9 protein-coding genes and 1 pseudogene are annotated in these 9,342 nt (G+C 62.3%); 6 read left to right on the top strand and 4 right to left on the bottom strand.

The window, feature by feature from the left end:
- Nucleotides 1-579: M10 family metallopeptidase C-terminal domain-containing protein (locus tag FHG71_RS22190; RefSeq protein ID WP_218014213.1), on the top strand; the 579-nt coding region annotated here is incomplete at its 5' end.
- Nucleotides 580-769: 190 nt separating this feature from the next.
- On the opposite strand, the pseudogene FHG71_RS24090 reads toward FHG71_RS22190, so the two are convergent.
- Nucleotides 770-988 (bottom strand): annotated as a pseudogene (locus FHG71_RS24090) (IS3-like element ISMtsp5 family transposase); the annotation flags it as partial.
- A gap of 99 nt (nucleotides 989-1,087) precedes the next feature.
- Here FHG71_RS24090 and FHG71_RS22180 point away from each other — a divergent pair.
- Nucleotides 1,088-1,270, top strand: a complete 183-nt coding sequence (locus FHG71_RS22180) for a LysR substrate-binding domain-containing protein (RefSeq protein ID WP_139083902.1) — start codon at nucleotides 1,088-1,090, stop codon at nucleotides 1,268-1,270.
- A 350-nt stretch (nucleotides 1,271-1,620) separates the two neighbouring features.
- Here the strand turns inward: FHG71_RS22180 and FHG71_RS22175 are convergent, their stop codons facing one another.
- On the bottom strand, nucleotides 1,621-2,100 hold the full coding sequence (locus tag FHG71_RS22175) for an Hsp20 family protein (protein ID WP_139083901.1): 480 nt from the start codon (nucleotides 2,098-2,100) through the stop codon (nucleotides 1,621-1,623).
- Nucleotides 2,101-2,605: 505 nt separating this feature from the next.
- Here FHG71_RS22175 and FHG71_RS22170 point away from each other — a divergent pair.
- Nucleotides 2,606-3,094, top strand: a complete 489-nt coding sequence (locus tag FHG71_RS22170; protein WP_139083899.1) for a hypothetical protein — start codon at nucleotides 2,606-2,608, stop codon at nucleotides 3,092-3,094.
- A gap of 1,104 nt (nucleotides 3,095-4,198) precedes the next feature.
- Entirely contained in the window at nucleotides 4,199-4,456 is a 258-nt protein-coding gene (locus FHG71_RS22165; RefSeq protein WP_139083897.1) for a hypothetical protein, read from the top strand.
- A gap of 283 nt (nucleotides 4,457-4,739) precedes the next feature.
- Here the strand turns inward: FHG71_RS22165 and FHG71_RS22155 are convergent, their stop codons facing one another.
- Together FHG71_RS22155 and FHG71_RS22150 are read right to left on the bottom strand one after the other, a co-directional pair.
- Nucleotides 4,740-5,924, bottom strand: a complete 1,185-nt coding sequence (locus FHG71_RS22155) for an acyltransferase family protein (protein WP_139083895.1) — start codon at nucleotides 5,922-5,924, stop codon at nucleotides 4,740-4,742.
- A 618-nt stretch (nucleotides 5,925-6,542) separates the two neighbouring features.
- On the bottom strand, nucleotides 6,543-7,325 hold the full coding sequence (locus FHG71_RS22150) for a hypothetical protein (protein WP_139083894.1): 783 nt from the start codon (nucleotides 7,323-7,325) through the stop codon (nucleotides 6,543-6,545).
- A 730-nt stretch (nucleotides 7,326-8,055) separates the two neighbouring features.
- Between FHG71_RS22150 and FHG71_RS22145 the strand changes: the two genes are divergently transcribed.
- Nucleotides 8,056-8,667 (top strand): ParA family protein, encoded by a 612-nt coding sequence (locus tag FHG71_RS22145; RefSeq protein WP_176559578.1) that lies wholly within the window; start codon nucleotides 8,056-8,058, stop codon nucleotides 8,665-8,667.
- On the top strand, nucleotides 8,664-8,954 hold the full coding sequence (locus tag FHG71_RS22140) for a hypothetical protein (protein WP_139083891.1): 291 nt from the start codon (nucleotides 8,664-8,666) through the stop codon (nucleotides 8,952-8,954). Before FHG71_RS22145 ends, FHG71_RS22140 begins: the two co-directional genes overlap by 4 nt.
- Nucleotides 8,955-9,342 lie beyond the last annotated feature (388 nt).

Raw genomic sequence — 9,342 nt, 5'->3', positions numbered from 1 at the left:
ACGGGCCTGACCATCGACATGGCCGTGGCCCCCACGGTCGCAGTGGGCAGCGGCGCCACGGCGGCGACCTCAGACACCCTCACGACTGTCGAGAACATCACCGCCGGCTCGGGGGATGACACGATCTTCGGCAATGGCGCCGCCAACCTGTTCTTGGGTGGCGCAGGCAGCGACATGCTCAGCGGCAACGGGGGCAACGACAATCTCTTCGGCGATGCGGGCGCTGACGAACTGATCGGCGGCCTCGGCACCGACGGGCTCACCGGCGGCGCGGGGGATGATGTATTCATCTTCTCCTCCACATCCGCCAGCACGCTGACGCCCAGCGACACGATCTTCGACTTCGAGGGTGGCGGCATCGTCGGTGGGGACATAATCGACCTGAGCGGCGTGAGTTCGCTCACCTTCAACTTCATCGGCACGGACGCCTTCACCACGGGCTCGGCGACGCAGGTCCGCTACGAGACTAATGGCACGGACACCTTCGTCTTCGTCGACACGGATGCCGATGTGGGGGCCGAGATGCGGATCAGGATCAGCGGCGTCACCGACCTGATCGCGAGCGACTTCCTGCTGTAGGCCCCCTAACCGGCCCGCATCCAGGGCCGGGCCCAACTACGGTAGGCAAGGCCGTCGCCCCTCGGGCGGCGGCCTTCGTCGTTGCAGGCCGAGCCAAGGATGGCTTCTGGGAGTGTACGCCTCCGGATCGTGAGACACTCGATTGCGATTATGCGGCCAGCGGCATGCTGTCCATTTGGTCGCGCCGGAACTAGGCGGGCGAGCGGTAACCATGCCGCTCGGTCAGCCAGTGTTCGTTGTAGGTCTGCTTGAATCCGATGAGAGCGAGACGGAGTTCCTCGACCGTCTGAAAGGTCCGGACCCAGAGCAGGTTCTCCTTCAGGGCCCGGATGAAGCGTTCGGCGCAGTCGTTGCCCTCGGGCGCCCGAACAAAGGCTGGCGAGGAGGCGGCGCCGAGCCAGGTGACTTCTCACACGCTCCTTCACCGACGTCAGGCGGGCTGCGACGGGACGCGTGTCATGCAGTCGCTGCCCGCGCCGGAGCCCGGTAGTCCTCCTTCTTGGTCAGCATGGTGCAATTGCCGGACTACATCGTGGCACAGGACATCGCCGGCGGGAAGTTGGAGGTGCTGCTGCCCGACTGGTCGGTCCCGAGAGGCATCATCCATGCGGTCTTTCCGTCCCGGCGTGGCCTTCTGCCCGCCGTGCGTCGCTTCATCGACTTCCTGGCGGCCGAGATGCGGGACAACTGATGAACTGCGCCTCCCTGTTTCACACGGTATTGCCTCCGTGGGGCATACCACGCCTCCGGCCGCTCAACAGGGTACCCTGAGCGGCAGTAGCCATGAGCTGAAATGTCAGGAAAACGAACGGACACTGTTGGCGAAGTCGAAGCCGGGTGGCTGTCGAGCCTTGAAGTTGCGGCTTTGGCACGCGCTAGACGGCCCCAAACCTCGATTTTCGCCGCACTCAGTACGTTGTTCTGACTTCGCCAACAGTGTCCGGTCGTTTGATGGACACAGATCGACACGACTTCGTCAGCGCCCGGCGGATCACCGGGCGCTGTGATGCTTTGCTCTGGTAAGACTGGTCGCGCTTTATCTCAGGCGGCGTGCTGATCGGACTCGATCTGCCGGGGATCCTCGGTCTTGGCCAGAGCCGGGTCCGAGGCGATCTGGATCCGGCGAGGCTTCATCGCTTCAGGGATCTCGCGCACGAGGTCGATGGTGAGCAGACCGTCTACAAGGTTGGCGCTCGTGACCTTCACATGGTCGGCGAGCTCGAAGCGACGCTGGAAGGACCGCTGGGCGATGCCGCGATGCAGATACTGGCCCTGCACCTCGTCGGCCTTCTGACCGGCCACCACAAGGATGTTGGGCTCCTGGGTAAGGGTCACATCCTCAGGCGAGAAGCCTGCAACCGCCATGGTGATGCGGTACTCGTCCTTGCCGGACCTCAGGATGTCGTAAGGCGGCCAGCTGTCGACGGCCTCGGGACGGCTCGAAGCTTCCAGCGCATTCAGCAGGTGGTCAAAGCCAACGCTGGAGCGAAACAGCGGTGCGAAGTCGAACGTAGATCTCATAGCCACATCCTCCGTTGAGCAACATGGATACAAGGTGGCGCCAAGTCCGATCCGACGTCCCTGACGCCCGCTTGACAGTGCCAGCCCCACAACGGGCAACTGGCGACAGGCGATATGGAAAGACCCTCGCAGGTTTCAAGAGGGTCGCGCGGGCGGGAGCGGCACTCAACGACAGTTGATCATCGGACGTTCTTTCCACGAATTTTCATGGCCTTGTTCAGGCCTCAGGCTCCAGATAATGATCATGTCGGCAGGCCCTTTATGGGGCTTCCTTTTTCGCGATCGGTCGGGCTCGCGTCCCGCCATCGCAAGGACCCGCTCTCCGACACGGTCCAGCCGTCCTGACCATCGGCTCATGTCCCTCACTCCCACAGGCGAGTTCTGCGGCCTTCAGCCCCAGACCTGTCGAGCCGATGCGAACCTGTCCTGGCCTTTTGTGTTGTCAGGTCGAAGCCTGGGCTGACCTGCTTCAACAGCCACCAACACCGGCCAGAAAGGAGGCGACATGACCGAGATGACCGAAATCACCACACCCACTGTCCAGCTCATGTCGAAGGAGGTCCGGATCGCCTTCCCTACCGGCTCCACCTTCTCCGTCCGCCTCGGGGACCTGTGGGAACTGATGCGCGTGCTTTATATCGCAGCCACTCCCAAGGCCCACGAGACGCGGCACCGGGATTACACGATCCACAGGGGCCGCACGGTGGTCCGGCCTGCCAAGGCAGGAGAGCCACCAAAGGTGACAGACCGGCGCGACCTGGTGGTCGGGCGTCGCGCCGACCGCGTGACCCTCACCCAAGGCGACATCACCGAAACCCTCTCCCGCGCCGAGGCTCTCGCCCTTGATACGCTTCTCTCGGCGGCGTTGCGGCAGCGTGAGGACCGCAAGGCGGGCCGGACGCGGGCAAAGGCCAAGCGCGAGTCCGAACGGCACGCGGAAGCGCACCTCATCGTCACCGCCATGCTCGGCCGACAAGGCGCCACGCTCCACTAAGCAGCGCCCTGCGACTTGTCGGACGGGTCGAGAGGCCGTTCGAGGGTGTAGCCTCGGCCAAGCTGCGAGCGAGTTGGGGGCGACCGCAGCCGCCGCGCCCCCGGACGGCGTGTACGCACCCGGGCCTAACTCCCGGGCCGTTGACCACTCGGGGGCACGACGGTCGCCACGGACGCCCCCTCGGTATCCGTGCGGTGTAGCCATGGCTGCCGGAGCAGACACGCGACCACAGGCAACCACGTAGGAAGAGTAGAAACAGCCCGTCACGGCAGGAATATGTCGCCGCTTGGGCAAGGAGACCTGAGGGAGACAGCTTCCTAGCCTGATCGCGCTCGCCTTGGAGTTCGAGCAAGCGCCTGTGTGTCTCGTCCAAGCGCTTACTGCGAAAGCTGATAACGCGGCGCGCGGATGAGGGATAGCACGGGGATCATCTTCCCACGTGGTCCCGGTGATCTAGAAAAACAGAGGTTCTGTCATCTCCGATGGAGGAGGCCCCTCCACCATACCCCTTACGCCAGCCTCAACAGAGGTCCTGGCTTTGAGCGGAAATCAGTGTCTTGGCAGTCCTGGGTAGCGTCCCCGAACGTGGTGGAGTTTCGGGTGGGGGCTGAGGTGGTCATCGGGGTCCGTGGCTAAGGTGGAGTTGTCCGACTTCAACCGAGCCCGAGAGGATCACCCGATGACCGACGACAGACTACCGCTGGCCGAGCCGCTAATCAACGAGCGGCTCGAGGCAGTCTGAGCGTGGCGAGAGTGCCCGCTGACCTCATGCGCCCTCACCCAGAGTTTGCAACAGAGCTCTCTTGCTCGCCTCGACCGGCTCCTCCACGTGCCCGACGGCCGGCAGGGGCGAACCCAGACTTGGGCATTGCCCCAACGCAGGTGAGGCTCCCGCGCTACGGCAACGAGCGGTCCTAATTTCCTGACTTGTTCCCAAGAGCCTTCGGCGCGAAAGCACGCGCAGGTTCCTCCGGGAGCGGGTGCGGCAACCGACGCAGCCCACGCCTGGCAGAACTGCCCGCAAACATATCACGAGAGCCCGCTTCGCCGGTAAGCCGTCGAGGCTGGCTAAGCCTTTGAGCTTCTATCATTTGAGTTTCCGTCATGGATTTCCTGATTAACGCCGCGAACGTCCTCTTCATGCTGGGGTACTTCACCACGAACATGCTACGGCTGCGGCTGCTGTCCGTTGTGGCGACAGCCTGTGTCCTGGTCTACTTCTATAGCCAGCCAGAGCCGATGATGACCGTGGTTGCCTGGAACCTCGTCTTCTTGGTTCTGAACATCGCCCAGCTGGTCCAGATGCTGCGCTCGCAGTGGCTACGCGTCGGCTCAGGATGGCGCGGCACGGCGATGCCATGACAGCCTAGCAAGGCTCGATCCTGAACTCCTATGGCTCAGCCGCTAATGGCCAACGCGTGCTGCTACGCCGCGCTTGGCTGGCGCTGGAGTGTGCGGTACATGGTGGGCCGCGACACCGAGAAGAGCCAGCCAAGTCGCTGATGCTGTAGTCCCCGCTGTCGTGCATCCGATGCAGCTCCTTCTGCTAGCAATCAGAGAGCTTGGGCTGCTTGCCCCGGAGCCTGCCCTTGGCGCGAGCCATGGCCATAAGGAGCTTCAAGGCCAAGTCAGGCAGGAACGCTCGTCAGGTCAGGTCGCCCGCTCTCGGCGCCGGAACTGCTGGCGCGCGCTGCGGACGGCCCCCGATCAGGTAGACCGCGGATCCGAGCCGGTCTGCTGCAAGATAGAGCAGCCCGCTCAGCAGGTAGACCACGGCTGCCAGCAGCAGGAACTCCAGGCCCCAGGGCCAGTCGAGCTGCGCCACAAGGGCGAGCCCCACGATCGTGAGGGGGAAGTGCAGCACATAGACGGGGAAGACGGCCCGGCTCAGCGGGCGCAGGAGCGGCCCGCCACGACGCAGGTAGCGCGCTGACAGGCCAAGGGCCGTCAGCGCCCAAAGCCACGCCGTGGCGGCCTCGCTGGCGGAGTGCAACATGGACAGCGGCTCATAGGCCGGCGCCACCCCGGCCGGGACCCAGCCGCCGCGGGCAAGCGCCTCGCCAACCTCAGGGGCGCTCGCGAGTTCGACCGCAAGTAGGCTCACCTTGAGCAGGAACACGACTGTGGCAGCCGCAAGCAGCCAGAATGCCCAGAGCGCCACTCCGTCCAAGACCTCTCGATGGTGCGCTCCGACAAGGTAGCCGCCCGCGAAGATCGAGAGATAGTAGGGCCACTGATAGCCGTCCCCGGCGAGAGCAGGCGCGTGCGGCTTCACCAGCACCACAATGGCAGTCGAGAGCAGGACCAACCCGATCAGGAGCCATGGTGTGCCAAGGCGCATGCGCTCCAGCCGCTCGCGCGCAGCAAAGAGCGGCCAGCACAGGACCGTGTAGAAGGTCAGGTTGAACAGGAACCACAGGTGCAAGACTTGCCGTGGCTCAGGCTCGGTCAGCCACCGGCTCCAGAAGGTCCAGAAGCCCGGTGGATCGCCCGTCATCCGCGCCATGGCATAGCCCGCGACGACGTTCAGGACGAAGGTGCCGAAGAGCGCGGGAACCAGGAGCCGTGCCACGCGCGAGCCGATAAACCGCAGACCCCGGCTCCGCCCCGTGGCGAAGTAAGTACCGATCCCCGCGATCAGGAACAGCGCCGGCAACCTCCAGCTATGGGTCCAGTAGATCAGAAGCCCCAGCCAGTCTCCCGCCACTTTGTCGTTGGTGAAACGATAGATGTCCGCACCCCAGGCGACAAAGCCCACGGCCACATGGTGCAGCACGAGCAGGCCGAAGAGCAGCACCCGGAGCCAGTCGAGATCATGGCGGCGTTTCATGATACCTCGCACGAGCTATCGTTGGGCTTGCAGGACCCACAGACCTTCAGTGAGGCGCTCTGATACCCGTCTGTCTACAGCAAAGACGCAGTTCCGTTTCGGCTGGTCGGGTCGGCGCCTGGGAACTTCGAACTGACCGGCCCAGAGGCCGAGGAGGCCGCCTCATAGGCTCTCGATCTGATCTTGTCTGCGGCCAGCCGGGACGAAATGGTTGCGGACCCACCTCACTCAAGAGACCCATTCCAGAAGCCACCATTCTGACCCCCGATATCGCGCCTGCGATTTACGTTCTCCGCGACCGTTTCCGCTCCTTCGACCCCATCGAAGACAGCAACTTCAAGATGGTCGAGATTTGGGCTGTTGCTGAAAATTCCCGTTCGCAAGTGAGACTGCCCGCATCGCGGGGCTTCCCTCCCGTCCGGGACGTGACCCGAAAAGCAGCAGGTCAGTCAGCCGACCAACTTACTGACTGAACCCCTACCCTTCCGACTGCAACAGGTTTCCGGCTTGCTTGCGCGGCTTCACCCGCTTCTAAGCAACCTTCATCGTGTCATCTGGCGTGGCTTGGTGGTTGGTGCTTGTCTTCGGTCCCGATTTAAGGGGGTGAAGGTATGGGTTCTAAGCTTGCGACCGCTGAGCGGACTCACTGCCAAGGCGGGATAGGATCATGTCCATCAAGACGTGAAACCGGTTCTGCTCATCAGAGCGCGGCGGCACCGCAGGCGACACGGGAAGGTCCCTCATGTCGTCATGCCGATCCAGAACGTCTGTCTGACCCCCCTGACCTTCTGAGACAGGATGGCCTTCCGCCTTCCACACGTCCTTCATGTGCCGCAAGAAGTCTTCCCACTCTACGCGCCACCGTGGGAACCGCTGGCACATGGCGTCGAAGTCACGGGCTACGTCTTCAGGAACGTCCACCTTGCCGAAGAGCCGAGACGCCAAGGCATAGGCAGAACGCGGCAGGCTGAACCCATAGGCGTTGATCGCCTGTCCGTTCTCATCCTTGCGACGGACCTTCCGAAGCCATCCCTGATCCACAAGACGGTGGATGCCTTCCACGACAGCAGACCGTGAACGGGTGATGGCCTTGCGGATGTAGGTGAAGGCATGGGCCACGAACCCTGCCCCGCCCTTCATTTCCTTCCGCAGCCAATCGAACGCTTCCAGGGCCACATGACCAAGGTCCCCGTTGCGGGACCCTACCTTTCTGGAAAGTCGGTCAGTCAGTCGGGCAGTCAGTACCAGATTGGCCAGCACTGAAGGCTTCAGCGCGAGCGCCACCTTGTGTTCGCAGCGTCCAACCCTTTCGGACCCGATACGGTAGCGGGGCTTGGCCGTGAACAGGCCGATTTTCCTGAACCCTGATGATGCAGGGTCTTCATAGGTATGCGTCTTCACTTCGACTCCATGAGTGGAGCCGACGAACCGCCAACTAACGCCAAGGCAAAGCGGGATCATTCGCCCAAAGGCGCTTGTCAAAATTTCTGGCTAGCACTACAAAGGAAGGTGCAAAGTCTTTTGCTTCCTATGGAACGTTTGGCCACGTTCTGTTGTGCTAGCTAGAAGTTTGGAGCCCTGTCGGCGGTCACGTCGGCGGGGCTTCTTATTTCTAAGCTAGTGAGTCTTCGTCCCCCTCTCTTGCGGTGTTCCAGACAGCTTCATTGATGGCGGCAGGCCGGTCAACGACAGTCCACTTGAACACAGGACTCAAGGCAGGGCGGTAATCATGGGTGTTGGTCATGGCCGCGTCCTCCCTGTGTAGGGGTGCGCAAGGCACATGCTGTGGTAGCACTCTAACGCCTAGACGCATGGACAAGCCGCCACGTCAGCGCTAATTTACTTCCAAACCATGTGGGTGTTTGCAGCACCCGGTGGTCATAGGGCCATGACGGTGTTTGCGGCATCGTCATGGCCCGTTAAAAATCTAGCTCCCGACGAACAAAGTGTCAACGCTACGCCAAGGCCAGTGAATTCAGGCATTTGGTAAGCCACCCGAATGACTGACTGACCAACCGACTGCCTGACCGCCACACTGACCAACCTACCGCCTGACTGACCAACAGACTGACTGGCCTACTTCCGTGAAATGGTGTTGTGTTCCATAGACTCACGATCAGGAGAGGAAGCCGTGAAAACCATATGCGTGGTGGCTCAGAAGGGCGGGGCAGGGAAGACAACCACCGCCCGCAACCTGTCAGTAGCCGCCGCTGAAACCGGAAAGCGGGTCTGCCTCATCGACACCGACCCGCAGCAATCGCTTCGTCAGTGGTGGGATGCCCGCGAGTCCGATGAACCCAAGCTGTTCAGCGTCGGACCCGAAGACGATCTAGCCGCCGTCATGCAGACCATGCGGGACCACTTCGACCTGTGCGTGATAGACACCCCACCAGCAGCAAGCACGTCCCTTCAGCCCGTCTTGGAAGCGTCCGACCTAGCCATAGTCCCTGTGCGGACAAGCGGTGACGATCTTCGGGCAGTGGGTGCCACGCTGAACCTACTCAAGCAAACGAAGACACCGTTCGTCTTTCTCCTGTCTCAGGTCTTGCCGCGCGCCAAGGTCACGACAATGGCGCTACAAACCTTGGCACAGCATGGGCGTGTAGCTCCTGTCCAAGTCGCGCAACGGACGATCTACGCGGAAGCCAGTGTGACAGGGCAGGGCGTCACCGAAACCACCGATACACGGGCGGCTGAAGAGTTCCAAAGCCTGTATGGCTACATCGAAGGAGTCATGGATTGAGCAAGAAGCCGTTGAACATGGGTGGCCTCATCAACCCGGAAGCTACGCCAGCGGACACGGGCATTCCGCAGCGTGGCGCTGAATCTGATAGGGTAGGGGCCTCACGTTCGGTGAAGGCTAACCCGGAAGAGCGGCGCGGCGACATGATGAGCTTCAAGGTCAAGCCGTCGGTTCGCGACCGCATCAAAGCTTTGGCCAAAGACTATGACATGCAGATAGCGGTAGTGCTGGAAGAAGCCTTTGATGCTTATGAGAAGAAGCTTCGCAGCAGGAAGTCAGCCGACTAACCTACTGACTGACTGACTGACTGACCCACTACATACCGCACATTGAAGATAGTGGTTCGGGTCACGGGATGGCTCCCCCTGATGATCATAAGCTCACTCGGTCTCCTCAGGTTCAGGGACCTCCAGCTCGGCGTCCCGGATCCCAAGCAGTGCCTGTGAGATGCTCCGCGCCGCCCGGAGTTGGCTGGCGCGAATGTAGAACTGCTCGGTGGTGGCGAACTGCCGGTGACCAAGGAGCGGCCTCGTGTGCAACGAGTCCTCGGGCGAGGTCTCCGCGAGCAGCGTGGCCGCCAGGGTCCGAAAGGCGTGCGGGCTGAGTGTTGATCAGCATGGAATAAGGACCCCGCTTCCGGGGTGATCGGCGTCCAAACGGGACCCCTTTGGCGCA

The organism is Rubellimicrobium roseum, assembly GCF_006152145.1.
Taxonomy (GTDB): domain Bacteria; phylum Pseudomonadota; class Alphaproteobacteria; order Rhodobacterales; family Rhodobacteraceae; genus Rubellimicrobium; species Rubellimicrobium roseum.
Note: the sequence above shows the minus strand (reverse complement) of the source record. Positions and strands in the feature narration are given on the sequence as shown.

What these genes read in the sequence shown, in the direction of transcription:
- FHG71_RS22175 (WP_139083901.1), bottom strand. Translation starts at nt 2,100, where the DNA reads ATGAGATCTACGTTCGACTTCGCACCGCTGTTTCGCTCCAGCGTTGGC.
- FHG71_RS22180 (WP_139083902.1), top strand. Translation starts at nt 1,088, where the DNA reads ATGGTGCAATTGCCGGACTACATCGTGGCACAGGACATCGCCGGCGGG.
- FHG71_RS22155 (WP_139083895.1), bottom strand. Translation starts at nt 5,924, where the DNA reads ATGAAACGCCGCCATGATCTCGACTGGCTCCGGGTGCTGCTCTTCGGC.
- FHG71_RS22165 (WP_139083897.1), top strand. Translation starts at nt 4,199, where the DNA reads ATGGATTTCCTGATTAACGCCGCGAACGTCCTCTTCATGCTGGGGTAC.
- FHG71_RS22170 (WP_139083899.1), top strand. Translation starts at nt 2,606, where the DNA reads ATGACCGAGATGACCGAAATCACCACACCCACTGTCCAGCTCATGTCG.